Below are 25,573 nucleotides of genomic sequence, written 5' to 3' on the forward strand. Positions count from 1 at the left end.
GGCCCATGACATCGACACCCCACACCGCCCCCGGCGCCCACGCCGAACGGTCCACCGAGCACCGCATCGTGGTGCCCCCGCACGTGCCGATGGTGGCGCTGCTCGGCAGCAGGGACTCCGTGCTGCGAGCGGTGGAGGACGGCTTCCCCGGCGTCGACGTGCACGCCCGCGGCAACGAGATCGTCGTCAGCGGGCCCGCCGGAGAGGTCGCCCTGGTCTCGCGGCTCCTCGACGAGCTCGTCGAGGTGGTCGAGTCGGGCACGCCGCTGACCCCCGAGGTCGTGGCGCGGTCCGTGCAGATGCTCACGGCCGCGTCCGTGCAGCGCCCGGCCGAGGTCCTGACCTTCAACATCCTGTCCAGCCGCGGCCGCACGATCCGGCCCAAGACGGTGGGGCAGAAGCGCTACGTCGAGGCGATCGACGCCAACACGATCACGTTCGGCATCGGCCCGGCGGGCACCGGCAAGACGTACCTCGCGATGGCCAAGGCCGTCCAGGCGCTGCAGGCCAAGCGCGTCAACCGCATCGTGCTCACTCGCCCGGCCGTCGAGGCGGGGGAGAAGCTCGGCTACCTGCCCGGCTCCCTGAGCGACAAGATCGACCCGTACCTGCGCCCGCTGTACGACGCGCTGCACGACATGATGGACCCCGACGCGATCCCGCGGCTCATCGAGGCGGGCACGATCGAGGTGGCGCCGCTGGCCTACATGCGGGGCCGCTCGCTCAACGACTCGTTCATCATCCTCGACGAGGCGCAGAACACGTCCGCCGAGCAGATGAAGATGTTCCTCACGCGCCTGGGCTTCGGCTCCACGATGGTCATCACGGGGGACGCCACGCAGGTGGACCTGCCCGGCGGCACGACGTCGGGCCTGCGGGTGGTCGAGGACATCCTCACCGGGGTCGACGACGTCGAGTTCTGCCGGCTGACCTCGGCGGACGTCGTGCGGCACAAGCTGGTCAGCGACATCATCGACGCGTACGCGCGCTGGGACGTCGCGACGGCGCGCCCGGACCAGGGCAGGCAGGGACAGGGACGGCAGGGCCGCGGCCCGCACGAGCGAGGGGCACGCCGACAGTGAGCATCGAGGTAGCCAACGAGTCGGGCGTCGAGGTGGACGAGGCGGAGTTCGCCGCGCTCGGCCGGTTCGTGCTGGACACGCTGCACGTGCACCCGCGCAGCGAGCTGTCGATCATGTTCGTCGACACGGCCGTGATGACCGAGCTGCACGTGCAGTGGATGGACGAGCCGGGCCCCACCGACGTGCTGTCGTTCCCCATGGACGAGCTGCGCCCCGGGCGCGAGGGCGAGGAGACGCCGCCGGGCACGCTCGGCGACGTCGTGCTGTGCCCGGAGGTGGCCGCGCAGCAGGCGAAGGTCGCGGGGCACTCCACGGCCGAGGAGCTGCTGCTGCTCACCACGCACGGCATCCTGCACCTGCTCGGGTACGACCACGCGGAGCCGGAGGAGGAGAAGGAGATGTTCGCGCTGCAGCGCCGTCTCCTGCTCACCTTCCTCGCCGGCCGGTGACGGCGACGACGGACCGGGCGGTGGCCTGATGGACGGACCGGAGCTGCTGCTGGCGCTCGTGGCGGCGGTCGCGCTCGCCCTGGCGGGCATGCTGTCCGCCGGCGAGGCCGCGGTGCTGCGGATCACGCGCACCTCCGTGGCGGACGCCCTGATCGAGGCGGAGACGTCGGAGGACCTCACGGCCACGGCCCGCCGTACCCGGCTGGCCCGGCTGCGCGCCGTGCAGGGGCTCGTCGTCGACCCGCCCGCGGCGGTCGCCGCCTTCGCGCTGGTCCGGGTGTTCGCCGAGACCGTGGCGCTCGCGGCCGCGACGCTGATGATCGCGGACTGGTTCGACGAGTGGTGGCAGGTGCTGCTCGTCGCCGGCGTGGTGGGTCTCGTGGCGGGCGTCGTCTTCGTGCGGCTCAGCCCGCGCGCGCTCGGCCTGCGCCGGCCGCTGCCCGTGCTCGTCGCGCTCGCCGGGCCGCTGTCCGCGGTGCACCGTGCCGCCGCGTGGCTCACCGACCGCACCTCGGAGCGCGCCGCGGCGAGGGGCCCCGAGCGCGACGGCGAGCACGACCCGGGCGAGGACGCGCTGCGCGAGGTCGCCGAGCGGGTCCGCGACAACGAGGCGATCGAGGACGCCGAGCGCGAGCTCATCCGCTCCGTCGTCGAGCTGGGCGGCACGCTGACGCGCGAGGTCATGGTGCCGCGCACGGACATGGTGACGGTCGCCGCGACGACGCCGCTGCGCAAGGCCATGAGGCTCTTCCTCCGGTCGGGGTACTCGCGCGTGCCGGTCGTCGGCGAGGAGGTGGACGACCTCGTCGGCGTCGCCTACCTCAAGGACGTCGCGCGCGTGCTCGAGAACGAGCCCGCGGCCGCGGACCGGCCCGTGGTGGAGGTCGCCCGGGACGCCGTCTTCGTGCCGGAGTCGAAGCCCGCGGACGAGCTGCTCCGGGAGATGCAGGCCTCCCGCTCGCACATCGCCGTCGTGGTCGACGAGTACGGCGGCATCGCGGGGCTCGTCACGGTGGAGGATGTCATCGAGGAGCTCGTCGGCGAGCTCACGGACGAGCACGACACCGCCCCGGAGCTCGAGCCGGAGGACCTGGGCGACGGCACGTTCCTCGTCTCCGCGCGGATGCCCGTCGACGAGCTCGGCGAGCTGTTCGACCTGCGGCTCGACGACGACGACGTGGACACCGCGGGCGGCCTGCTCGCCAAGGCCCTCGGCAAGGTGCCGCTCACGGGCGCGACCGCCGACGTCGGCGGGCTGCACCTCGTGGCCGACCGCGTCGAGGGACGGCGCAAGCAGCTCGCGACGCTCCGGGTGGGCCGCGCGACCCCCGCCTCGCACGACCAGGACGACCCAGCAGCGGGTGGCGAGCACGCCACGCCGCCAGACCAGAAGGAAGCACACGCATGACCACCGAGCGCCACCATCCCTCCGTCGTCACCCCGCACGACGAGCCGGACACCCACCGGTCGGGCTTCGCCTGCCTCGTAGGTCGCCCCAACGTGGGCAAGTCGACGCTCACCAACGCGCTGGTGGGGGAGAAGGTCGCGATCATGTCCGCGCGCCCCCAGACCACGCGGCACACGATCCGCGGCATCGTGCACCGGGACGACGCCCAGCTGGTCCTCGTCGACACGCCGGGTCTGCACCGCCCGCGCACGCTGCTCGGCGAGCGCCTCAACGCGCTCGTGCAGGACACGCTCGGCGAGGTCGACGTCATCGCGTTCTGCCTGCCCGCGGACCAGAAGATCGGCCCCGGCGACCGGTACATCGCCTCCCAGCTGGCTCCCCTGATGGAGGGGCGGCGGGCGGTGCCCGTCGTCGCCGTCGTGACCAAGTCCGACCTGGTCGACCGCGGCCGGCTGATGGAGCACCTCCTGGCGGTCGACGAGCTCGCCCGCTCCATCGACCGCGACTGGTCCGCCATCGTGCCCGTCTCGGCCCGCGACGGCTACCAGGTGGACGAGCTGACCGACGTCCTCGTCGCGCACCTGCCCGCCGGGCCCGAGCTCTACCCGGGCGGCGAGCTCACCGACGAGCCGGAGCAGGTCATGGTCGCCGAGCTGGTGCGCGAGGCCGCCCTGGAGGGCGTCCGCGACGAGCTGCCGCACTCGCTCGCCGTCGTCGTCGAGGAGATCCTCGAGCGCGAGGGCACCGGCGACCCCGACCGGGGGAAGCCGCCGCTGCTCGACGTGCGCGTCAACCTGTTCGTGGAGCGCGAGAGCCAGAAGGCGATCGTCATCGGCAAGGGCGGCTCGCGGCTGCGGGAGGTCGGCACCACGGCCCGCAAGGGCATCGAGAAGCTGCTCGGCACGCGCGTGTACCTCGACCTGCACGTCAAGGTGGCCAAGGACTGGCAGCGCGACCCCAAGCAGCTCCAGCGCCTCGGGTTCTGACCTGCGGTCCGAGCCGGCCCGGGGGACGTCCCCCGAGGTCGCGGGGGAAAACCTGGCCGCCCCGGCGGAGGGCGCCGAGTAGCATCGCTGCGTGGTGTTCCGGACTATTGCGACGACGGCGGCGATCCTGGTGGGCCTGGCACTGACCGGGGCGGTGGCCGGCCCGCAGTGGGACCCGGTCCCCGTCACGGACCACCTCGAGCCCGCCACCGACGACACGGCGATCGGCGGCGTCGCCCCGGACGCGCAGATCGGTGAGGTCGGCGAGTTCGAGGTCCGCGAGACCGCCGTGACGGTCCCGCTCGACGGCGCCGTCGTCGGCGGGCTGCTGCGCCAGCCGCTGGGCGGCGACGGCGAGCTGCTGGCCGACCGGCCCGGCGTCGTCTACGTGCACGGCGCGGGCACGGGCAAGGCCTCCGAGGCGTTCACCGAGTCGGCCACCGCGCTCGCGAGCGCCGGTGTCGTCACCCTCGTGCCGGACAAGCGGCTCGACACCTACACCACACGCGACCGGGACTACGTCGCGATGGCCGCCGACTACCAGCACTCGGTCGACCTGCTGCGCACGATCGACGGGGTCGACCCGGAGCAGGTCGGCGTGTACGGGGAGTCCGAGGGCACCTGGATCGTGCCGATCATGCAGGCCCAGGACCCGACGATCGCGTACACGGTCCTCGTGTCGGCACCGGTGGTGCCGCCGCGCCAGCAGGCCGCGTTCGCGGTGGACAGCTACCTGCGCAACACCGGCGTGCCCCAGCAGGTCTTCCGCGCCATCCCGCGAGCGGTCGGCATGCAGCTGCCCGGCGGCGGCTTCGAGTACGCCGACTTCGACGTGCGCCCGTGGCTCGAGCGGCAGACCGCCCCCGTCCTCGTCGTCTACGGCACCGCCGACCCGTCCATGCCGGTCGAGCAGGGCGCGCGCCAGGTCATCGCCGACACCGCGGTGAACGGCGACGACGCTCCTGTGACGGTGCGTTACTACGCGGGAGCGAACCACGGGATCAACGTGCCGCTGGACGGGGGGATGCACCTGCACCCCGACTTCGCGCGCGACGTCGCCACCTGGATCCAGGGCATGCCCGGCACCGCCGACGCGCCGCCCCGGGTCGCCGGGGACACGCCGAACCAGCTCTACCTCGCCTCGGCCGTCCCGCAGCCGCGGTGGTGGGGCAACGGGGACATCGTGGTGGGCGGGGTGATCGCGGGCGCCGGGCTGCTCGTGCTCGGCCCGCTGGTGTGGGGCGTGCACGCCCTGGTGCGGCGCGCCGTCCTGCGCCGGTCGTCGACGACCGCGCCGCGCCTCGCCCGCGGGCTGCGGTCGTCGCTGCTGGGGCTCGGCCTCGGGTCGGTGGCGACGATGGTCGCGCTCGTCGTGTACCTCCTGGCGGTCGCGCGCCTCGCCCTGGACTACCAGCGGGACGACCTCGTCGTGCAGGGCGGCTGGATCGTCGTGCGGCTCCTCGGGGTCGCGACCGCCGTCGCGGCCGCGCTGGTGATCCGGCGGGTGGTCGACGCCCGGACGGAGCGCCGGGCGGGGGCCGACGTCGCCGTGGCCCGTGGGTGGCCCGCCGTGCTGACGTTCTGGTGCACCCTCGCGGGGTCGCTCGCGTTCCTGGTGACGCTCGCGTACTGGGGCGTGTACCAGCTGGGTATCTGAGCGCGGCGTGCGGGAACGGTGACGGTGTGACCGACCCGTCCGCGCGGGAGACGACGTGGGCGCCCGGCGTCGGGTAGAAACAGGTGCGGGGGCACCGTGCCCCGGCCCCCTTCGGATCCCAGCCCAGGAGACGCACGCATGACCGACCCCGACACCCTCGACGCCCCCGAGCAGGAGCGCTCGCCGTTCGGCGGGGTGACGGTCCGCGAGCTCGTGCGCGACGTGGTGGCCGCGTTCGCGCTGCTCGTCGCGCTCCCGCTCCCGTGGGACCACGCCCACCGCGGCAGCGACCGGCTCGAGATCGTGCTCGCGACCGTCCTCGCGGTGCTCGCGATCGCGGCCCCGTACCTCCGTCGCGGCGGCGTCGGCCCCTCCTCGTGGGACGTCCTGACGTCGCGCCGCACGGTGACGCTCGCCTGCGTGCCCTACGCCGTCGTCGCCGTCGTGTACCTGGTGCTGGACGCCCTCGCCCCGGCCGACGCCGCGGGCGGGGTCGGAGCAGGGCTCGCCGTCGGCCTCGCGGGCGCGGCGCTCGCGGCCGCGCCCCGGTGGGCGCACGCGCCCGCCGTCGTCGCGGGGGTGGTGGCGCTCGGCACCCTCGCCACCCCGGTCGCGGCGCTCGTGCAGGGCGCGCCCTGGGCGGTGTGGGTCGTCGGGCTCCTCAACGCCCTCGTGGTGCTGGGCGTGCTCTGGTTCACCGTCGGCACCTACCTGCGCTCGGGCGACCTCGCCTCCGGCTACGTGCTGCTGGCGCTGGGCGGGGCGGTCGCGCTCGAGCTCGTGCTCTTCGCGGGCGGCAACGTGGACCCGTGGTTCGAGAGCGTGCACGAGCAGCGGCTGGGCCTCCTGCTCCTGCCCGTGGTCGCGGGGGTCGCCGCACGCCGCATCGTCGACGACGCCGCGGCGACGGTGGACGAGCCCGACGACGCGCGCGCGGCGCGCTGGGTGGCCGTCGCGCTCCGCGCTCTCGGCCTGGTCGCGCTGGTCGCGGCGTTCGTGGCGCTCGTCGCGCTGGTGCTGATCGTGTTCGACGGAGTGAGCGTCGGCCGGGTCCTGCGGCTGGTCGTCGGCGCGCTGATGGTCGCGGTCGCGGTCGCGGCGCGGCGGTCGCTCGCGCGGGACCCGCGTGCGGGGCACACCACCGCCGTGGGCGCCACGTGCATCGTCGTGGTGCTCGGCCTGGTGATCGTCGTCGCGCGCGCCGGCCTCGGCACGCAGTCGAACGTGGAGGAGCTGCTGGTCGCGTTCGGCCTGCCGGCCATCGCGCTCGCCGTCCTGCTCGTGCCGCCGTCGGTCCGCGCGCTCGTCGCGTCGGCCCCCGAGACCACCGAGCCCGAGCCGGCGCGGACGCCCGAGCGCGCGGCCCCCGAGCCCGCGACCTCCACGGTGGACGCCGCCGCGCAGACGGCCGCACCGTCCGGGGCCGCGCAGCCCGGCGCCGCGGCGTCGGCACCCGCGACCGACACCGGGGCGCAGCCTGCCGCGGCGCCCGCGGTGTCGCGGCCCGCGGCGCGGCCGATGGACGCCACCCAGCAGATGGAGCCCGTGCGGGTCGCGCAGGCGCCGGACTCCACGCAGGTGCTCCCGCCCGTCCAGGCGGCGCCCGCGCAGACGGCTCCCGTGCAGGCCCCGGGCTGGACCGCGGCCCAGGCGATGGACCCGTCGACGCCGCTCGCGGACCTCGCGCGGATCTCGGCGGAGGCGCCGCACCTGCGCTCGTACGTGGCCGCGAACCCCTCGACCTACCCGGCGCTGCTGGACTGGCTGGGCGCCCTCGGCGACCCCGCCGTGGACGCCGCGCTGCGCTCCCGGCGCTAGGTCAATACGCTGCGGCGAGGCGGGCGTCCGGTCAGATCCTGGACGCCCCAGGCGACGCCCTGACGAAGGTGTACGGTGGCAGCGTGCAGCGCACGGTGAGCCTTCTCCTTCGGTGCCGCGGCGGGGCCCTCTAAGGCCGGACCCCCGTCGCGGAGGTTGTGGCGCGCCGGCCGACTGGTCATGACCGACCACCCCACCCGGGCGGCGGTCACCGAGCCCCCACCGAAGGACGCGACACCATGCAGAACCATCACCCCCAGGGCATCGCCGGCGCCAACCCCCAGCGCCCCTCCGGGATGCCGTACACGCGCTACCTCCCGTTCCACGAGCAGATCGCCGTCGACCTGCCGGACCGGACCTGGCCCGACAAGCGCATCACGAAGGCGCCGCGCTGGTGCGCCGTCGACCTGCGCGACGGCAACCAGGCGCTGATCGAGCCGATGGACGCCGAGCGCAAGCTGCGCATGTTCGACCTGCTCGTGCAGATGGGCTACAAGGAGATCGAGGTCGGCTTCCCGTCCGCGTCGCAGACGGACTTCGACTTCGTCCGCCAGCTCATCGACACCGGGCGCATCCCCGACGACGTGGTCATCCAGGTGCTGACGCAGTGCCGCGACCACCTCATCGAGCGCACCTACGACGCCATCCGCGGCGCCAAGCAGGCGATCGTGCACATCTACAACTCGACGTCGATCCTGCAGCGCGAGGTCGTCTTCCGCAGCGACATGGACGGCATCGTCGACATCGCCCTGCAGGGCGCGCGGCTGTGCCGCAAGCTCGAGGAGACCATCCCCGAGACGACGGTCTACTACGAGTACTCGCCCGAGTCGTACACCGGCACGGAGCTCGAGTTCGCCGCCCGTATCTGCAACGAGGTGCTGGAGGTGCTGGAGCCCACGGCCGAGCGCCCGGTGATCGTCAACCTGCCGGCCACGGTCGAGATGGCCACCCCGAACGTCTACGCCGACTCGATCGAGTGGATGAACCGGAACCTGGCCTTCCGCGAGCACGTGGTGCTGTCCCTGCACCCGCACAACGACCGTGGCACCGCCGTCGCGGCCGCGGAGCTCGGCTACCAGGCCGGCGCCGACCGCATCGAGGGCTGCCTGTTCGGCAACGGCGAGCGCACCGGCAACGTCGACCTGGTGACCCTCGGCATGAACCTGTTCAGCCAGGGCATCGACCCGCAGATCGACTTCACCGTCGGGGGCGGCATCGACGGCATCCGGCGCACGGTCGAGCACTGCAACCAGATCCCCGTGCACGAGCGGCACCCCTACGTCGGCGACCTCGTCTTCACCGCGTTCTCCGGCTCCCACCAGGACGCGATCAAGAAGGGCTTCGAGCACATGGCGGCCCGCGCGGAGGCGGAGGGCAAGCCGGTCGACGAGCTCACCTGGGGCGTGCCGTACCTGCCGATCGACCCGAAGGACGTGGGCCGGTCGTACGAGGCCGTCATCCGCGTCAACTCGCAGTCCGGCAAGGGCGGCATCGCCTACCTGCTGTCCACCGAGCACTCGCTGGACCTGCCGCGTCGCCTGCAGATCGAGTTCTCGGGCGTCGTGCAGCGGTTCACCGACGCCGAGGGCAGCGAGGTCACCGGCTCGGACATCTGGCGGATCTTCAGCGACGAGTACCTGCCCGTCGAGGCCGGTGACCCGCGCGGCCTGGAGCCGTGGGGCCGCCTGCGGCTGCGCGAGACCCGCACGACGTCGGCCGAGGGCGGCGCCACCGCGCTCGCTGTCGACGTGCTGGACCAGGGCGTGGAGCACACGCTGGAGGGCACCGGCAACGGGCCGCTCGCCGCGTTCGTCGACGCGATCTCGAAGGTCGGCGTGGACGTGCGGGTGCTGGACTACGCGGAGCACGCCCTGTCCGAGGGCGGCGACGCCACCGCCGCGGCGTACGTCGAGTGCCAGGTGGGCGACGACGTCCTGTGGGGCGTCGGCATCGACCCGTCCATCACGACGGCGTCCCTCAAGGCGATCGTCTCCGCCGTGAACCGCGCCGCCCGCGCCTGACCCGTCCCGCGAGCTGTCAGAGCCACGTCGGGCCCAGTCCCGACGTGGCTCTGACCGTTCTGGGTCCCCGCGAGTTGTCAGAGGCAGGAGGGGCCCTACGCCGTCGTGGCTCTGACACCTTTCGTGGGTGGGGGCTGAGAGAATGGGCCCGTGCCCCTGTACCGAGACGACGCGATCGTGCTGCGCACCCACAAGCTGGGCGAGGCCGACCGGATCGTCACGTTCCTCACCCGCGAGCACGGCAAGGTGCGCGGGGTCGGACGCGGGGTGCGGCGCACGTCGTCGCGCTTCGGGGCGCGCCTGGAGCCGTTCATGGTCGTGGACGTGCAGCTGCACACCGGGCGCAACCTCGACACCGTGACGCAGGTGGAGACGGTGGGGCCGTACGCCCGCGCCATCTGCGAGGACTACGCGCTGTACACGTCCGGGGCGGCGATGCTCGAGGCCGCCGACCGCCTGGTCGCCGCGGAGCACGAGCCCGCCGTGCAGCAGTACTGGCTGCTCGCCGGCGCGCTGCGCGCGCTCGCCGAGGGCGCGCACGCGCCCGGGCTGGTGCTCGACTCCTACCTGCTGCGCGGCCTCGCCGTCGCCGGCTGGGCGCCGTCGTTCACCGACTGCGCCCGCTGCGGCGAGCCCGGCCCGCACCACGCGTTCTCCGTCGGACAGGGCGGGGCCGTGTGCTCCCGCTGCCGGCCGCCCGGCTCCACCGCCCCCGCCCCGGAGACGTTCGCGCTGCTCGGCGCCCTGCTCGGCGGGGACTGGGAGACGGCCGACGCCTCCGAGGCGCGCCACCGCACCGAGGCCTCGGGCCTCGTCGCCGCCTACTCCCAGTACTACCTGGAGCGCACGCTGCGCTCGTTGCGCATGATCGAGCGCGCCTGACCCGCGGGCCCGACCCCGTGTACTGATCGAGAGAGAGAGGCCTGATGCCCCGCACCTCCGACGCCCGGCCGCGCGAGTACGCCGAGCCCTACCCGCACCCCTCGGGCGCGACGCCGCCGAACATCCCGGCGCAGTTCGTGCCGAACCACGTCGCGATCGTCATGGACGGCAACGGACGGTGGGCCAACGCGCGCGGGCTGCCGCGCGTGGAGGGGCACAAGCAGGGGGAGAAGTCCCTGCTCGACGTCGTGGCGGGGGCCGTGCAGATCGGCGTCAAGCACGTGTCGGCGTACGCGTTCAGCACGGAGAACTGGAAGCGGTCGCCGGACGAGGTGAAGTTCCTCATGAACTTCAACCGCGACGTCATCCGGCGGCGTCGCGACGAGATGTCGTCGTGGGGCGTGCGCATCCGCTGGGCCGGCCGCCGGCCGAAGCTGTGGGGGTCGGTGATCAAGGAGCTGCAGGTCGCGGAGGAGATGACCCGGGAGAACGACCGCTGCACGCTGACGATGTGCGTCAACTACGGCGGGCGGGCGGAGATCGCCGACGCCGCGGCCGCCATCGCCCGCGACGCGGCGGCGGGGAGGCTGAACCCGGCGCGCGTCTCGGAGAAGACGGTCCAGAAGTACCTCGACGAGCCCGACCTGCCGGACGTCGACCTGTTCCTGCGCTCGTCGGGGGAGCAGCGCACCTCGAACTTCATGATCTGGCAGGCCGCGTACGCGGAGATGGTGTTCCTGCCGGAGCCGTGGCCCGACGTCGACCGGCGGCACCTGTGGCGCGCGGTGGAGGAGTTTGCCCGCCGCGACCGGCGCTACGGCGGCGCCGTCGACACCCCCGACGCCGGCTGACCGCACGACGAACCCCCGCCCGGTGGCCGGGCGGGGGTTCGTCGTGGTGTCGTGGGTCGGGGCGGCGGTCAGTCGCCGAGCACCTCGGCCATCGAGTCGACGAGGGCCGGGAAGCCGTCCTCCCAGTACACGGAGAGCGCGGTGGGCGGCGACACGGCCGACACCTCGGGCGGGCCGACGACCTTCACGACCTTCCCGGCCTTGACGGCGGGGATCGCCTGGAGGTCCTTGTTGTCGTCGAAGGCCTGCGCGGCCTCGTCGCTGTAGGCGTAGGCGACGACGAAGTCGGAGTCGAGCTTGTCGAGCTCCTCGTAGGACAGGTCGTAGTAGAAGCTGCCGTTCGAGCTGTCGAGCTCGCTCACCGACGGGGCGTTCTTCACGCCCAGGCCCTCGAGGAAGGTGGTGCGCGGGTCCAGCGGGGTGTACACCGACACGATGCCCTTGCTCGGGTCGTCGACGATGGCCGCGAACGTCTTGCCGGCGAACTCGGGGTGCGCGGCGGCCTTCTCGGCGACGAACGCGTCGATGTCGCCCAGGATCTCGTCGCCGGCGTCGGAGCGGCCGAGCGCCTGGGCGGTGATCGAGATCGTGTCCTGCCACGTGGTGGTCCACGGGGCGTCCGGGTAGGCGACGACGGGGGCGATGTCGCTCAGCACGTCGTACTGCTCCTGGGTGAGCCCGGAGTAGGGCGCGACGATGAGGTCCGGCTCCGCCTTGACGAACTCCTCGTAGGGCACGGTGGAACCGCCGTCGGGGTCGGACAGGATGGCGGGCTTCTCCACGCCCTCCTCGTCGTAGGCCTCCTCGACCCAGGGCAGCAGCGCGTCCTCGCCGACGGTGAAGATCTGCTCCGCCACGGCGACGGGGTAGACGCCCGACGCGATGGCTGCCTCGGTGGAGCCCCAGCCCCAGGTGGCGACCCGCTGCGGCGCCTTCTCGATCACCGTCTCGCCGAGCGCGTGCTCGATCGTGATCGGGAACTCGTCGGTGGGCTCGGACCGGACGTTGCCCGAGGCGGCCGGCTGCTCGCTCTCGGGGGCGTCGTCGGACGCGCAGCCGGCGAGGGTCAGGGCGGCCGTCGCCGCGAGGGCGGCGGCAGCGGCGAGAGGGCGGCGAAGACGCACGGGTTCTCCTCGGTGTGCTCGCGCCGGCGGCGCGAGAGGAACATTAGGTGAGGAGAGCCTAACCTATCCTAGAGTGCCGTCGTGCGTCCGGCCGAGGGGGACGACGAGTGGCGTTCCCGACACCGGGTCCGGCACCACCTGGGCCCGCAGGCCGAACGCGGCGTGCACGGAGGCGGCGGTGAGGACGTCGCCGGGGCGGCCCTCGGCCACCACCTGCCCGGCACTCATCACCACCAGGTGGTCGGCGTACCGGGCGGCGAGGTTGAGCTCGTGCAGCACCATGACGACGGTGGTGCCGCGGGTGCGGTTCAGCTCGGTGAGCAGGTCGAGCAGGTCCACCTGGTGCGCGAGGTCGAGGTAGGTCGTGGGCTCGTCGAGCAGCACGACGTCGGTCTCCTGCGCGAGCACCATCGCGATCCACACCCGCTGGCGCTGGCCGCCCGACAGCTCGGCGACGGGCCGGTCGGCGAGGTCGGCGACCCCGGTGGCCTCGAGGGCGCGGAGCACCGCGCCGTCGTCGGTGGAGCTGTGCCGCCCGAACCACCCCTGGTGCGGGTACCGGCCGCGGGCCACGAGCTCGGCGACGCGGACGCCGTCGGGGGCGATCGACGACTGCGGCAGCACGCCGACCTGCCTCGCGAGCTCCTTGCGCGACAGGGTGCCGACGTCCTCGCCGCCCAGCGTGACGCGGCCGCCGTCGAGCGGGTGCAGGCGGGCCAGGCCGCGCAGCAGGGTCGACTTGCCGCAGGCGTTGGGGCCGACGATCGCCGTCACGCGGCCGGCGGGGAGCTCCAGGTCGAGCCCGTCGATCACGCGGCGGCCGTCGTAGCCGAGGCTGACGCCGTGGGCGCGCAGCGTGACGTCGGGCGCGGCGGCGCGGGTCGCGTCGTGGTCGGGGGCCGGCGTCGAGCCGGGACGCGCGGACGGCGCGGCGGGCCGGTGCACGTCGGTCATGCGAGCCTCTTCCTTCGGTCGGTGGCCAGCAGCCACAGCAGGTAGGGGGCGCCGATGAGGCCGGTGACGATGCCGGTGGGCGCCTCGAGCCCGAACAGCAGGTGCTGGCCGACGACGTCCGCGGCGAGCACGAGGAGGGCCCCGGTGAGCACCGACACCGCGAGCGCGGCGCCGCCGTCGGACAGCAGCCGGCGCGCGATGGCGGGGGCGACGAGGGCCACGAACGCGAGCGGGCCGACGAACGACGTCGCGACCCCCACGAGGCCGACGGCCAGCAGCAGCGACGTCACGCGTGCGGCGTCGACGGGGACGCCGAGGGCGCGCGCGTTGTCGTCGCCGAGCGCGAGCGGCCGCTGCCACCGCGAGACCGCGGCGATGCCGGCGCCGAGCACGAGGGCCGAGGCGGCGAACGTCACGAGGTCGGCGCCGCGGACGTCCGCCACGCTGCCGACCGTCCACACGAGCGCGGACTGGGCGGCGCGGATCTCGACGCTCGCCAGCAGCCAGGCCAGCAGCGACGAGCACAGGTAGGCGAACCCGACGCCGACCAGGACGAAGCGGATCGAGTGCAGGCCCTGGCGCCACGCGAACACCCAGATGGCGAGGGCGACGAGGAGCGCGCCCAGGAACGCCGCCCCGGACACGGCCAGCCCGGTGAGCCCGAGCACGAGCATCGCGGTGACGGCCCCGAGGCTCGCGCCGCTGGCGATGCCGAGGATGTCGGGGCTCGCGAGCGGGTTGCGCAGGGTGGTCTGGAACATGGCGCCGGCGAGCCCGAAGGACGCGCCTGCGAGGACGGCCGTCTCGATGCGGGGCAGGCGCAGCCGGTGCACGACGAACACGTCGGCGTCCGACCCGACGCCGAACAGCGCCGCCAGGGCGCGGCCGGGCGCGAGCGCCGCCTCGCCGAGCGTGAGCGCGAGGGTCGCGAACGCCACGAGCAGGACGACGAGCGACGCGACCACGAGGGTGAGCCGGCGCCGCCGGCGGCGGCGCAGGGCGACGACGGGGTCGGCGGGGCCGGCGAGGCCGTCAGGGGTGTCCGGGTCCGCGGGGCGGGCGGTGAGGTCGGCGGTCATCTCACACCCCCGCCACGGTCCGGCCGCGGGCCACGGCCACGAGGACGGGCGCGCCGATCGCGGCGGCGACGACGCCGGCCTCGAGCTCGGAGTGCGGCAGCACCAGGCGGCCGATGACGTCGGCCCCCAGCAGCATCACCGGGCCGAGGACGGCGGTCAGGGGCACGATCCAGCGGTAGTCCGTGCCGACCAGGCGGCGGGCGGCGTGCGGCACCGCCAGCCCGACGAGGGCGATCGGGCCGGCCAGCGCGGTGGCCGTGCCGGCGAGCAGGATGACGGCGACCGCCGTGAGCCCCCGCGTCACCCCGACGCGCTGGCCGAGCGCGGACGCGACGTCGTCGCCGAGCGCGAGCATGGAGAGCCGGTGCGCGAGCGCCCCCGCGAGCACGATGCCGACGACGACGAACGGCCACAGGACGGCGAGGGTCTCCGTGCCGCGCCCGGTGAGGGAGCCCACCGCCCAGAAGCGGTACATGTTGAAGGCCTCGGGATCGCGCAGCAGCACCAGGGTGATCAGCGGCGTGATGAGCGCGGTGACGGTCGCGCCGACGAGAGCGAGCTTGACCGGCTGCCCGGCGCCGATCGAGAACACGAGCAGCGCGGCCGCCGCGGTGCCCGCGAACGCGAACCAGACGAACCCGAGCGGGGAGACCACGCCGAACATCGAGGTGGCGATCACGACGGCGAGCGACGCCCCCGAGTTGAGGCCGAGCAGGCCCGGGTCCGCGATGGGGTTGCGCGTGACGCCCTGGACGAGGGTGCCGGCGATGCCGAGGGCGGCGCCGGCGGCGAGCCCGATCAGCGTGCGCGGCACGCGCTGGTCCCGCACGACGTCGTGGTCGACGTTCCCCGCGACCGGGTGGGTGAGCGCCTGCCAGACGGTCGCGACGTCGATGTCGCGCACGCCCAGCGCGAGGCTCGCCAGCACGACGACCGCCAGCAGCGCGAGGGCGGCCAGGACCATCAGGAGGCGACCACGGGCGCGCCGGGCGACGAGCGCCGACGCGGGCCGCGTGGCGGGGGCGACGGTGGCGGCGCTCACGACGCGTCCTCGGTCGCGGGGGCGACCGCGGGCTCGGACGACGACGCCGCACGGCGCGTCAGGCGGTAGACCACCCAGGAGACCAGGGCCACGGCGCCGAGTCCGACCGCGACCAGCGTGACGGGGTGGCGCAGGCCCACCGCGATCGCCGCGTTCACGGCGGCCGTGCCGATCGTCGTCCAGATGCCCGCCCACACCGCGCAGCCGGCGAGCAGGGCCACGAGGTAGCGCCCGAAGGGCATGCGCAGGTAGCCGGCGGCGAGGTTGACGAGGGTCTGCACCCCGACGGTGAAGAACGACAGCGTCACCGCGGGCGGGCCCCAGCGGTTCACCCGCTCGACGACGGCCACGGCGCCCGGGCGGGCCAGCGCGTCGGCGACCCGGCCCCGGGACGTGCCGCGGGCCACGCCGCGCCCGGCCCAGTAGGTGGCCTGCGCGCGCACGAGGACGATCCCGAACGCCGCCGCGTACACGACCCAGAACGGCACGCCGGGGATCGTGTACACGCCGGCGGGTTCCTCGGCGGCCGCGGCGAGCGCGGGGGTGGTCAGGTGCACGGCCTCATTGTGCCCGACTGAGGTATGCCTGTCCTAATTCGACGACTCGTCCGCCCGGCAGGCGGCGCAGGTTCCCCACAGCTCCACGGTGTGCTCGATGTCGGCGAAACCGTGCGCGGCGCCGACCGACGCGGACCACTGCTCGACCGTCGGGCCGTCGATCTCGACCGCCCGGCCGCAGGCCCGGCAGACCAGGTGATGGTGGTGCTCGCGCCGGGCGCAGCGGCGGTACAGGCTCTCGCCGTCCTCGCTGCGCAGGACGTCGACGTCGCCGCCGTCGGCCAGGGCCTGCAGCGTCCGGTACACGGTGGCGAGGCCGACCGTGTCGCCGCGGGAGCGCAGCAGCTCGTGGAGCTGCTGCGCGCTGCGGAACTCGTCGGTGTCGCCGAGGGCGTCCGCCACGGCCGCCCGTTGCCGCGTCATCCGCGGCGGTGCGGCGGTAGGGGTGCGGGTGGTGTCGTTCACGGCGTGCACTCCTCCTGAGGTGCGCCCCGGCCGGCGCCGGCGGGGGAGACGGCGACGTCGTCGGGGATGTCGGGATGCGGGTCGACGGGCGCGCTGCGACGCGCGAGCAGCGGGTGCAGCGCAGCGACCACGACGTAGACGGCGATCGCGAGCACCACGATGAGCGCGCCAGGCGAGACGTTGTGCCAGTAGGTGATGGACAGCCCCGTGACGCAGACGACGACGCCGACGACCGACGCCACGAGCATGGTGCGGCGGAACGACCGGGTGACGAGCTGGCCGATCGCGACCGGCACGATCATGAGCGCCGAGACGAGGAGCAGGCCGACCACCCGCATCGCGACCGTCACGGTGAGGGCGGCGAGCACGGCCACCGCCATGTTCAGGGCCCACACGGGCAGCCCCGAGGACGTGGCGAACTCCTCGTCGTGGCTCACCGAGAACAGCGCCGCGCGCAGCCCCAGGCCGACGAGCAGGATGAGGCCGCACAGGGCCACGGTGACCCAGACGTCGGACAGCGTGACCGACGAGATGGAGCCGAACAGGTAGGCCATGAGGCTGCCGGACGAGCCGCCCGCCAGGCCGATGAGCAGCACGCCGCCCGCGATGCCGCCGTAGAACAGGATGGCGAGCGCCAGGTCGCCCGACGTGCGGCCGCGGCGGCGCACCACCTCGATGAGGACCGAGCCGGCGACGGCGGCGAGCACCGCGCCGGGGACCGCGAGGACGTCGTCGGGCACCAGGCCCATCGCCGCGCCGACCAGCCAGCCGAGCGCGACACCGGTGAGCGCGACGTGCCCGATGCCGTCGCCCAGCAGGGCGAGGCGCTTCTGCACCAGGTAGGTGCCGACGACGGGGGCGCTGACGCCGACGAGCAGGGCCGCGACGAGCGCCCGCTGCATGAACGGGTCGGTGACCATCTCCCACAGGCCGCTCATCGCGCCACCTCCTCGTCGGTGTCGTCGGGTCGCTCGAACGGCCCCTCCGCGAGGCGCACGTTCTCGGGGTGCTGCACGGTGCGGGGGTGCGCGTGCGGGTGCACGTGCTCGTGGGCGTCGCCGCCGTGCCCGGGCTGCGGCGTCGGCGGGGCGCCGTCGTGCACCACGCGCCCGTGCCGCAGCACGACGCAGCGCTGCACCAGCGGGGCGAGCTCGCCGAGCTCGTGCAGCACGACGAGCACCGTCATGCCCTCGGCCACGAGTCGCGTCATCGTGGCGGCGAACGCCTCCTGGCTGGGTCGGTCGACGCCCGCGACGGGCTCGTCCAGCACGAGGAGCTCGGGCCTGCGGACCAGGGCGCGGGCGATGAGCACGCGCTGCTGCTGACCGCCGGAGAGCTGGTGGGTGGCGTACCGGGCGCGGTCGGCGAGGCCGACGAGGTCGAGCGCCTCGCGGACCTGGGCTCGCCAGCCCCGCGGGAGGCGGAGGCGCCGGCCGTGCAGCAGGCCGGAGGCCACGACCTCGGCGGCCGTCGACGGGACGCCGGCGGCCGCGCTGACCCGCTGCGGCACGTAGCCGACACGGCCCCACGGGACGCCGTTGCCGAGCGGGTGGCCGAACAGGTGCACGCTGCCGGCGGTGGCCGGCAGCACGCCGACGAGGGTGCGCACCAGGGTGGACTTGCCGGAGCCGTTGGCGCCCAGCAGCGCGACGACCTCCCCGCGCCGGACGGTGAGGTCGACCCCGCGCAGCACGGGGCTGGCGCCCAGGCGCACGTGCACGTCGCGGGCCTCGATGGCGGGGACGGCGTCGTCGCGAGGGGTGGTCGTGCCGCTCGGCGAGTCGGTGGCGAGCGTGGTCATGAGCACTGCAGCCCTTCGGTGAGCGCGGCCAGGTTGTCCTGCATGACCGAGACGTAGTCGTCCCCGGCCTCGGCCGCGTCCTTCGAGAGGCCCTCCAGCGGATCGAGGACGGCGGTCGTGACGCCGATGTCGTTCGCGAGCGTCTCGGCCACCTTGGGGCTGGTCAGCGTCTCGGTGAAGATCGTGCTGACGTCGTTCTCCTCGACGATGGCACCGACCTCGCGCAGCCGCGCGGGGGACGGCTCGGACTCCGGGTCGAGGCCGACGATCCCCACCTGCTCCAGGTCGTAGCGCTCCGCGAGGTAGCCGAACGCCTCGTGCGACGTCACGAGGGTGCGCGACGCGCACTGCTCTAGGCCGGCGGAGAACTCGCCGTCCAGGTCCTTGAGCTGCTTCTCCAGGGTGCGCGCGTTCTCGGCGTACGTGGCCGCGTGCTCCGGGTCCGCCTCGCCGAGCGACGCGGCGACGGCGTGGCCGACGTCGATCACGCGCGTCGGGTCGAGCCAGAAGTGGGGGTCCGTCGCGCCCTCGGCGGCGTGGTCGTGGCCGTCGCCCTCGTCGGCGTGCTCGTCCAGCTCCTCCTCGAGGTGGTCGGCCGCCGCGTCCTCGCCGGTCGGGGTCCCGGGGTGCTTCTCGAGCGTCACGACGTCGGTGGTGTCGACGACGTGCTCCGGCGCCTGCGTCTCGACCGCCTCGTCGACCGCCGTCTGGAAGCCGGAGGAGTAGACGACGAGGTCCGCCGTCCCGATCTCGCGCACCTGGGCGGGGGAGAGCTCGAGGTCGTGCGGCTCCGCGGCCGGCGGCGTGAGGTTGGAGACGGTGACGAGGTCGCCGCCCACCTGCTCGGCCACGTACTGCAGCGGGTAGAACGAGGCCAGCACCTCGAGCGTGCCGTCGGCGGTGCCGTCGTCGGTGGAGCAGCCCGCGAGCACGGCGGGCAGGGCGAGGGCGGGCAGGGCGGCGAGGGCCGCGCGTCGGCGAAGCATGAGAACGATTCTCAGGTAGTTGAGAACGGTTGTCAAACAAGGGTCCGTGCGCGCGGTCGCGGCCCGATCTCACCCGCGCCCGCGCGTCACGGGCCACGGGGCAGGACGTCCCATCCCCAGACGGCGTCGTGCCGGGAGGAGGGCGGCCGTGGCGTTGCAGTGGCGGGTGCGCCTGCTCGGGGCGGCGATCAACCGGGCGGTCGTCCCGTACGCCCGGATGTCGGACGCCACGCGCCACAGGCTCAACTCCCGCTCCGGGCCGCGCTGGGTGGGCCACGTCCTCAACGGCCGCCCGGACCCCGTGGCGAGCGTGGACGAGCTCGTGGTCCCCGGGCCGGCGGGCGGGATCCCCGCGCTCACCTACCGCCCGGTGGGGGTCGACGGGCGTCTCCCGCTGCTCGTCGTGCTGCACGGCGGCGGGTTCGTCTTCGGGCACCCCACCAGGACCGCCTGGCTGTCGAGCCACCTCGCGACGAGCGTCGGCGCGGGCCTCACGTCCGCGCCCAGGGTCTGGCGCAGGGCGCGTACGACCTGCGCCCCGGGGCGCCGATGATGATCCCGCAGGCGCCCTGGCCCTTCGGGCGGTCCACCGACGCCCCGGACACGGTCGCCGCCTACCTCGGTGCGGCGGGCGACCCGGAGGACGCGCTGGTGTCGCCGCAGCTCGCCGACCACGCCGGGCTGCCCGCGGCGTTCGTGCTCACCGCCGACCACGACTACCTGCGCGAGGACGGGGAGCGCTACGCCGCGGCGCTGCGCGCGGCGGACGTGCGCGTGGACCACCTGCACCTGGTCGACAGCCCGCACGGGGTCTTCTCGTTCCCGGGCTGGTGCGCGGCGGCCGAACCCGCGCTCGACCGCCTGACGGCGTTCCTGCGTCGCGAGCTCGCGGTGCTGCCGTAGACCCGTCGCGAGGAGGGCCGATGCGGTTCGACGAGCTGGTGCTGGTCCGGCTGGTGCGGCCGGACGACTGGGCGCCGCTTCCCGAGGACGACGCGGCAGCCGTCCAGGACGCGCACCTGGCGGCCGTCGCCGACCTGCACGACCGCGGGCTGCTGCTCGCGGCGGGCCCGGCCGACGGCGACGACGAGCGGGTGCGCGGGTTCGCCGTCATGGTCTGCGGTCTCGAGGAGGCTCAGGAGCTGTGGGCCCAGGACCCGGCGGTCCTCGCGGGCCGGTTCGTCGCCGAGTGCACGACTTGGCTGGTGCCGGCCGGGACCGTCGTCGCGGGGCCGGGCTCCTTGCCGCGGTCGGCGGCCGAGGCCGAGGGCTGATGCCCGCCCGGGGTGCCGGGCGGCCCCGGTAGGCTGGGGGCACCGCAGCCGGTCGACGTCGGACTCCGACGTGCCGACCGGGCGGCGTTCCCCGCACCGGCCCCACGAGCCACGTGGCGGCCCGACACCCAGGAGTGATCCGTGGCAGCACCGTCCCCGACCGCCAAGCTCGACGCCGTCGTCTCCCTCGCCAAGCGGCGAGGTTTCGTGTTCCAGTCCGGCGAGATCTACGGCGGTACGCGCTCCGCGTGGGACTACGGGCCCCTCGGCGTGGAGCTGAAGGAGAACATCAAGCAGCAGTGGTGGCGCGCGATGACGCGCCGCGACGACGTCGTGGGCCTCGACTCCGCCGTCATCCTGCCCACCCCGGTGTGGCACGCGTCCGGCCACCTCGGCGCGTTCAACGACCCGCTGACCGAGTGCCTCAGCTGCCACAAGCGGTTCCGCGAGGACCACATGATCGAGGAGTTCGAGGAGAAGAAGGGCCGCGCGCCCGAGGGCGGCCTCGCCGAGATCGCCTGCCCCAACTGCGGCACCCGCGGGCAGTGGACCGAGCCCCGCGACTTCAACATGATGCTCAAGACGTACCTCGGCCCGGTCGAGGACGAGTCCGGCGTGCACTACCTGCGCCCGGAGACGGCGCAGGGCATCTTCGTGAACTTCTCGAACGTGGCCGCGGCGTCGCGCAAGAAGCCACCGTTCGGCATCGCGCAGATCGGCAAGTCGTTCCGCAACGAGATCACGCCGGGCAACTTCATCTTCCGCACCCGCGAGTTCGAGCAGATGGAGATGGAGTTCTTCGTCGCCCCGGGCACGGACGCCGAGTGGCACCAGTACTGGATCGACACCCGCATGGCCTGGTACACGGACCTCGGCATCGACCCCGAGAACCTGCGCCTGTACGAGCACCCGGCCGAGAAGCTGTCGCACTACTCCACCCGCACGGTGGACATCGAGTACCGCTTCGGCTTCGCGGGCGGCGAGTGGGGCGAGCTCGAGGGCATCGCGAACCGCACCGACTTCGACCTCAAGACGCACTCGGAGCACTCCGGCAAGGACCTGTCGTTCTTCGACCAGACGACGAACGAGCGCTGGCTGCCGTACGTCATCGAGCCGGCCGCGGGCCTGACCCGCTCGCTCATGGCGTTCCTCGTCGAGGCGTACGCCGAGGACGAGGCGCCCAACACCAAGGGCGGCGTCGACAAGCGCACCGTGCTGCGCCTCGACCCGCGCCTCGCGCCCGTCAAGGCCGCCGTCCTGCCGCTGTCGCGCAACGAGGCCCTGTCGCCCAAGGCCCGCGACCTCGCCGCGGAGCTGCGCCAGAACTGGAACGTCGACTTCGACGACGCGGGCGCCATCGGCCGCCGCTACCGCCGCCAGGACGAGATCGGCACGCCGTTCTGCGTCACCGTCGACTTCGACACCCTGGACGACGACGCGGTGACCATCCGTCACCGCGACACCATGGCGCAGGAGCGCGTGGCGCTGCCCAAGGTCACCGCCTACCTCGCGGAGCACCTCGCGGCGTTCTGACGTCCTCCCTCGGCACGACGGGGCCCGGGTCCGCAGCTGCGGACCCGGGCCCCGTCGGCGTTCCCGGTGCGGCGCTCTGCGTTCAGGTACGGCTCCTGCGGAGCAGGCCGAGCACCAGGCTCACGACCAGCACGATGACTCCGATCCAGATGAGGAACTGGCCGATGTTGGTCGCGACGCCGAGGATCACGAGGACGACCCCGACGATGATGAGGATGAGCCATGCGGGCATGGGGACCTCCAGTCTCCGCGCGCCGTCCGGGTGACGGCGTGCGGACCGAAGATGGCACGGTTGCCGGTTGCACGCACGATGTCGGGTACGTCCTGGATGCCCGTCACGCGCTCAGGCGTCGCCGACCTGCCTGAGCGCGCCGGCGACGCAGGTCACGGCGACGTCGTCCCACGGCTGCGGCGTGACGAGCACGAGGTGGGTGACGCCCCAGCCGGCGGCGGTCTCGGCCTTCGCCGCGAGGTCGTCGGCCGTGGTGCCGGGCTGCAGCCGCGCGCTCAGCGTGCGGTCGATCGCCGTCACGTCGCGCCCGACGGCGGCGCAGTGCTCGGCCAGGACGGCGAGCTTGTGGCGGACGGTGACCCCGTCGTCGGGCAGGTCGAAGACGTTGCACGCGTCGGCGTGCTCGGCCACGAGGCGCAGGGTGCGGCGCTCGCCGGCGCCGCCCACCAGGATCGGCGGCCCGCCCGGGGTGGCCGGCGCGGGGCGGCAGCGCGGGCGCTCCAGCCGCAGCCCGCCGCTGCCCGTGAACGGCGACTCGTCGCCCGCCCACATCTGCCGCGCGAGGCGCAGCACGTCCTCCAGCCGGTCCAGACGGGCGCGCGTGCCGGGCAGGTCCAGCCCCATGTCCGCGGCCTCCCGCGCCTCGTGCCCGGCGCCGACACCGAACCAGGCCCGGCCGCCGCTGAGCACGTCGAGCGTCGTCACCGCCTTGACGAGCAGCGCCGGGGCGCGGAACGTCGCGGCGCTGACCATCGTGCCGAGCCGGATCCGGGACGTGCGCGCGGCGAGGTACCCGAGCGTCGTGTAGGCCTCGAGCTGGTCGTCGTGCTCCGGCGGCAGGGTCGGGTCGGCCTGCACGAGGTGGTCGGGCACCCACAGCGTGTCGACGCCGGCGTCCTCGGCGCGACGCGCGACGTCGGCTAGGGCGGTGGGCAGGGCGGTGGGCCGTGACCGCTCGGGCCGTGACCGCTCGGGCCGTGTCTGCTCGGGCCACGACTGGTCGGTGACGTTGATGCTGATCCGCACGGGAGTGCTCCTTGGTCGACGACGGCGTCAGGCCGCGGGGCGGGCGCTCACCACGCGGACCGGGGCGCGGCGTCGTCGTGGGTGAGGCTGCCGTGCACCACCGCCTCGATCACCCGGGTCAGGGCGTCGACGGCGGGGCGGTGCGGCGCGGACGCCGGCTCCAGCAGCACGATCTCGCGCTCCACGAGGTCGCGCAACGTGCTGGTGCGCAGCTCGCCCGCCGGTCGCAGCGTGCGCATCATCGGCGTCGCGAGCGCCACCCCCAGACCCTGGGCGACGAGCGCCAGCGTGGTGGAGGTGTCGTTGACCTCGTGCGCGGCGCGCGGCTCGAAGCCGGCGGCCCGGCACGCGTGCCGCACGGCGGCGCCGTAGTGGGTGGGCAACGGCGGCAGGATCCACGGCACGTCGGCCAGGTCGGCGAGCGCGAGCCGGTCGGGCAGGTCCGACGTCGGCGCGGACACGACGCCGAACCGCTCGGTGCGCAGCGGGCGCAGCGTCGTGCCGGGCACGCGGGGGATCGGGGCCCCCGGGTAGTCCAGGCCGAGCCCCAGGTCGACGTCGCCGCGGCGCACCGCGGCGGCGACGTCGTCCACGGTGAGCTCGTACCCCTCGAGCGTGACCCGGGGGTGCAGCGCCGCCAGCCCGGAGACGAGGCGGGGGAGCATGCTCGCCGCCACGGTGGCGAACGCGCCCACCCGCACCGTGCCGACCGTGTCGGCCGTCGCCGCGCGCGCCGCCAGCACGGCGTCCCGCTGCGAGACCAGCAGCCCCTCGGCCCGCGCGGCCAGCACGGCGCCCGCCTCGGTGAGCGCCACCCCGCGGCCGTGCGGGCGCACCACCTCCGTACCCAGGTGGCGCGCGAGCACCGCGAGCTGCTGCGACACCGCCCCGGTCGTGTATCCCAGCGCGGTCGCGGCGGCCGTCATCGTGCCGTGCTCGGCCAGTGCCCGCAGCGCCCGCAGCGCGGGCCAGGGCAGGTCGTGCGAGGACGTGTCCACGTCGTCACCTCCGCCACCATCGTGCGCCCTTCGGCGCCCGCTCACCGTATAGCGCGCCTGAACGGTGGGCGTCACGAACCTTCGATGGTCCTGGACGCTCCAGGTCGGCACGATGAGACCGGGTCGCCGAGCGAGGGAGGTCGGGTGGAGCACAGCGCGCCGGGAGCGGACGGACTGCCGGGGACGGCGGACGTCGTCGTGGTCGGCGGCGGGGTGATGGGGACGTCCGTGGCGTTCCACCTCGCCGAGGCAGGGGCGCACGTCGTGCTCCTCGAGGCCGGGGAGCTCGGCCGCGGGAGCTCGGGCAAGCCGAAGGGCGGCGTGCGGGCGCAGTTCTCCGACCCGGCCAACGTCGCGCTGGGCCACCGCAGCCTCGAGCTCTTCGAGGACTTCCGGCGCCGGCCCGGCGGCGACATCGGGCTGCGGCAGACCGGATACCTCTTCGCGCTGCCCACCGACGACGACGTCGCGCTGTTCGGGCGGTCCGTCGCGATGCAGAACGACCTCGGCGTGGACAGCCGCCTCATCACCGTCGCCGAGGCCCGCCGCCTCAACCCCTACCTGTCCGCGACGGCGTACGCCGGCGCCGCGTTCGCGCCCCGGGACGGCTGGGCGCACCCCGCGGCCGTGGTCGCCGGCTACGCGGACGGCGCGCGCCGGCACGGGGCGAGCGTCGTCGCCGGCGCGCGCGTGACCGCGGTCGACCCCGCGCCGGACGGCCGGGTCGCGGTGGTCACCTCGCGCGGGTCCGTCGTCGCGCCTGCCGTCGTCGTGTGCGCCGGCGCCTGGTCCCGGGCGATCGGCACTCTCGTGGACGTCGACCTGCCCGTGGACCCCGTGCGACGCCAGATCGCGTTCACCGGCCCGCTGGAGCCCGCGCCGCCGACGCTCCCGTTCACCATCGACTTCGGCACCACGTTCTACCTGCACAACGCCGACGCCCGCGGCACCCTGCTGCTGGGCGCCTCCGAGCCGGACACCCCGGTCGGCTTCGACGCCGCCTACGACCCGGCGTGGGAGCCGTGGCTGCGCGACCTGGCCGCACGGGCCACCCCGGCGCTCGCCGACGCCCCGCTGACCGGCGGCTGGGCGGGGTTGTACGAGCTCACGCCCGACCACGACGCGCTGATCGGCGAGGCGCCGACGGGCCCCGGCGGCGCGCGCGTCCTGTACGCCTGCGGGTTCTCCGGGCACGGCTTCTTGCAGGCGCCCGCCGTGGGCGAGGCCGTCACCGACCTCTACCTGGGCCGGGCGGGCACCCCCGCGGCACGCGGCGTCGACGTGTCCGCGTTCGACGCCGGGCGGTTCGGTGCGCGACGGTCGCGCACCGAGGCGAACATCATCTGAG

The 25,573-nt window shown here is 74.4% G+C and carries 26 protein-coding genes; 14 read left to right on the forward strand and 12 right to left on the reverse strand.

Features of this window, described 5'->3' with window-relative positions; all coding sequences use genetic code 11:
• The first annotated feature begins 5 nt into the window (after positions 1 to 5).
• The 9 genes from ACQP60_RS11375 (at position 6) to ACQP60_RS11415 (ending at position 11,154) form a co-directional block, all read left to right on the forward strand.
• A complete protein-coding gene (locus ACQP60_RS11375) occupies positions 6 to 1,082 on the forward strand; it encodes a PhoH family protein (protein ID WP_429732308.1) in 1,077 nt (358 codons plus the stop codon).
• The gene (ybeY, locus tag ACQP60_RS11380; protein ID WP_429732311.1) at positions 1,079 to 1,531 is read left to right on the forward strand and encodes an rRNA maturation RNase YbeY; all 453 of its coding nucleotides are present in this window, start codon (positions 1,079 to 1,081) and stop codon (positions 1,529 to 1,531) included. Before ACQP60_RS11375 ends, ybeY begins: the two co-directional genes overlap by 4 nt.
• Positions 1,532 to 1,559: 28 nt before the next feature.
• Positions 1,560 to 2,939, forward strand: coding sequence for a hemolysin family protein (locus ACQP60_RS11385; protein ID WP_429732314.1), 1,380 nt, complete (start codon positions 1,560 to 1,562; stop codon positions 2,937 to 2,939).
• A complete protein-coding gene (gene era / locus ACQP60_RS11390; RefSeq protein ID WP_429732317.1) occupies positions 2,936 to 3,925 on the forward strand; it encodes a GTPase Era in 990 nt (329 codons plus the stop codon). The genes ACQP60_RS11385 and era overlap by 4 nt, the downstream gene beginning before the upstream one ends.
• Before the next feature lie 91 nt (positions 3,926 to 4,016).
• Entirely contained in the window at positions 4,017 to 5,582 is a 1,566-nt protein-coding gene (locus ACQP60_RS11395) for an alpha/beta hydrolase family protein (RefSeq protein WP_429732320.1), read from the forward strand.
• Between the two features lie 138 nt (positions 5,583 to 5,720).
• Positions 5,721 to 7,400, forward strand: a complete 1,680-nt coding sequence (locus ACQP60_RS11400; protein WP_429732323.1) for a DUF7937 domain-containing protein — start codon at positions 5,721 to 5,723, stop codon at positions 7,398 to 7,400.
• A gap of 239 nt (positions 7,401 to 7,639) precedes the next feature.
• Positions 7,640 to 9,421: a 2-isopropylmalate synthase gene (gene leuA, locus ACQP60_RS11405; protein WP_429732326.1), complete on the forward strand. Its 1,782-nt coding sequence runs from the start codon at positions 7,640 to 7,642 to the stop codon at positions 9,419 to 9,421.
• Positions 9,422 to 9,571: 150 nt separating this feature from the next.
• Positions 9,572 to 10,303 (forward strand): DNA repair protein RecO, encoded by a 732-nt coding sequence (gene recO / locus ACQP60_RS11410; RefSeq protein ID WP_429732329.1) that lies wholly within the window; start codon positions 9,572 to 9,574, stop codon positions 10,301 to 10,303.
• 44 nt (positions 10,304 to 10,347) lie between these two features.
• Entirely contained in the window at positions 10,348 to 11,154 is an 807-nt protein-coding gene (locus tag ACQP60_RS11415; protein WP_429732332.1) for an isoprenyl transferase, read from the forward strand.
• Positions 11,155 to 11,222: 68 nt separating this feature from the next.
• Here ACQP60_RS11415 and ACQP60_RS11420 read toward each other — a convergent pair whose 3' ends face one another.
• From ACQP60_RS11420 to ACQP60_RS11460, 9 genes are all read right to left on the reverse strand, one after another.
• Complete coding sequence (locus ACQP60_RS11420) at positions 11,223 to 12,278, reverse strand: iron-siderophore ABC transporter substrate-binding protein (RefSeq protein ID WP_429732335.1); 1,056 nt, start codon at positions 12,276 to 12,278, stop codon at positions 11,223 to 11,225.
• Between the two features lie 63 nt (positions 12,279 to 12,341).
• Positions 12,342 to 13,232: an ABC transporter ATP-binding protein gene (locus tag ACQP60_RS11425; RefSeq protein ID WP_429732338.1), complete on the reverse strand. Its 891-nt coding sequence runs from the start codon at positions 13,230 to 13,232 to the stop codon at positions 12,342 to 12,344.
• Positions 13,229 to 14,311, reverse strand: a complete 1,083-nt coding sequence (locus ACQP60_RS11430; RefSeq protein ID WP_429732340.1) for a FecCD family ABC transporter permease — start codon at positions 14,309 to 14,311, stop codon at positions 13,229 to 13,231. Before ACQP60_RS11430 ends, ACQP60_RS11425 begins: the two co-directional genes overlap by 4 nt.
• 1 nt (position 14,312) lies before the next feature.
• Positions 14,313 to 15,353, reverse strand: a complete 1,041-nt coding sequence (locus tag ACQP60_RS11435) for a FecCD family ABC transporter permease (protein WP_429732342.1) — start codon at positions 15,351 to 15,353, stop codon at positions 14,313 to 14,315.
• Entirely contained in the window at positions 15,350 to 15,910 is a 561-nt protein-coding gene (locus ACQP60_RS11440; RefSeq protein WP_429732345.1) for a DedA family protein, read from the reverse strand. The genes ACQP60_RS11435 and ACQP60_RS11440 overlap by 4 nt, the downstream gene beginning before the upstream one ends.
• Before the next feature lie 33 nt (positions 15,911 to 15,943).
• Positions 15,944 to 16,333 (reverse strand): Fur family transcriptional regulator, encoded by a 390-nt coding sequence (locus ACQP60_RS11445; protein WP_429732717.1) that lies wholly within the window; start codon positions 16,331 to 16,333, stop codon positions 15,944 to 15,946.
• 38 nt (positions 16,334 to 16,371) lie between these two features.
• Positions 16,372 to 17,313, reverse strand: a complete 942-nt coding sequence (locus ACQP60_RS11450) for a metal ABC transporter permease (RefSeq protein WP_429732348.1) — start codon at positions 17,311 to 17,313, stop codon at positions 16,372 to 16,374.
• Positions 17,310 to 18,176 (reverse strand): metal ABC transporter ATP-binding protein, encoded by an 867-nt coding sequence (locus ACQP60_RS11455; RefSeq protein ID WP_429732351.1) that lies wholly within the window; start codon positions 18,174 to 18,176, stop codon positions 17,310 to 17,312. Before ACQP60_RS11455 ends, ACQP60_RS11450 begins: the two co-directional genes overlap by 4 nt.
• Positions 18,173 to 19,162, reverse strand: coding sequence for a metal ABC transporter substrate-binding protein (locus ACQP60_RS11460; protein ID WP_429732354.1), 990 nt, complete (start codon positions 19,160 to 19,162; stop codon positions 18,173 to 18,175). Before ACQP60_RS11460 ends, ACQP60_RS11455 begins: the two co-directional genes overlap by 4 nt.
• Positions 19,163 to 19,310: 148 nt before the next feature.
• On the opposite strand from ACQP60_RS11460, the gene ACQP60_RS11465 reads away from it, so the two are divergent.
• The 4 genes from ACQP60_RS11465 (at position 19,311) to ACQP60_RS11480 (ending at position 21,969) form a co-directional block, all read left to right on the forward strand.
• Entirely contained in the window at positions 19,311 to 19,715 is a 405-nt protein-coding gene (locus tag ACQP60_RS11465; RefSeq protein WP_429732735.1) for an alpha/beta hydrolase family protein, read from the forward strand.
• Positions 19,694 to 20,065: an alpha/beta hydrolase gene (locus ACQP60_RS11470; RefSeq protein ID WP_429732720.1), complete on the forward strand. Its 372-nt coding sequence runs from the start codon at positions 19,694 to 19,696 to the stop codon at positions 20,063 to 20,065. The genes ACQP60_RS11465 and ACQP60_RS11470 overlap by 22 nt, the downstream gene beginning before the upstream one ends.
• A 20-nt stretch (positions 20,066 to 20,085) precedes the next feature.
• A complete protein-coding gene (locus tag ACQP60_RS11475; RefSeq protein WP_429732356.1) occupies positions 20,086 to 20,436 on the forward strand; it encodes a YciI family protein in 351 nt (116 codons plus the stop codon).
• Positions 20,437 to 20,577: 141 nt separating this feature from the next.
• The gene (locus ACQP60_RS11480) at positions 20,578 to 21,969 is read left to right on the forward strand and encodes a glycine--tRNA ligase (protein ID WP_429732359.1); all 1,392 of its coding nucleotides are present in this window, start codon (positions 20,578 to 20,580) and stop codon (positions 21,967 to 21,969) included.
• Between the two features lie 82 nt (positions 21,970 to 22,051).
• Here ACQP60_RS11480 and ACQP60_RS11485 read toward each other — a convergent pair whose 3' ends face one another.
• The 3 genes from ACQP60_RS11485 to ACQP60_RS11495 form a co-directional block, all read right to left on the reverse strand.
• The gene (locus ACQP60_RS11485; RefSeq protein ID WP_176168862.1) at positions 22,052 to 22,201 is read right to left on the reverse strand and encodes a hypothetical protein; all 150 of its coding nucleotides are present in this window, start codon (positions 22,199 to 22,201) and stop codon (positions 22,052 to 22,054) included.
• 111 nt (positions 22,202 to 22,312) lie between these two features.
• Complete coding sequence (locus tag ACQP60_RS11490; RefSeq protein WP_429732363.1) at positions 22,313 to 23,227, reverse strand: LLM class flavin-dependent oxidoreductase; 915 nt, start codon at positions 23,225 to 23,227, stop codon at positions 22,313 to 22,315.
• A gap of 47 nt (positions 23,228 to 23,274) precedes the next feature.
• Positions 23,275 to 24,225: a LysR family transcriptional regulator gene (locus ACQP60_RS11495; RefSeq protein WP_429732366.1), complete on the reverse strand. Its 951-nt coding sequence runs from the start codon at positions 24,223 to 24,225 to the stop codon at positions 23,275 to 23,277.
• Positions 24,226 to 24,369: 144 nt separating this feature from the next.
• Between ACQP60_RS11495 and ACQP60_RS11500 the strand changes: the two genes are divergently transcribed.
• Entirely contained in the window at positions 24,370 to 25,572 is a 1,203-nt protein-coding gene (locus tag ACQP60_RS11500; protein WP_429732369.1) for an NAD(P)/FAD-dependent oxidoreductase, read from the forward strand.
• Position 25,573: the final 1 nt, after the last annotated feature.

The organism is Isoptericola variabilis (assembly GCF_050311655.1).
Lineage (GTDB): Bacteria > Actinomycetota > Actinomycetes > Actinomycetales > Cellulomonadaceae > Isoptericola > Isoptericola variabilis.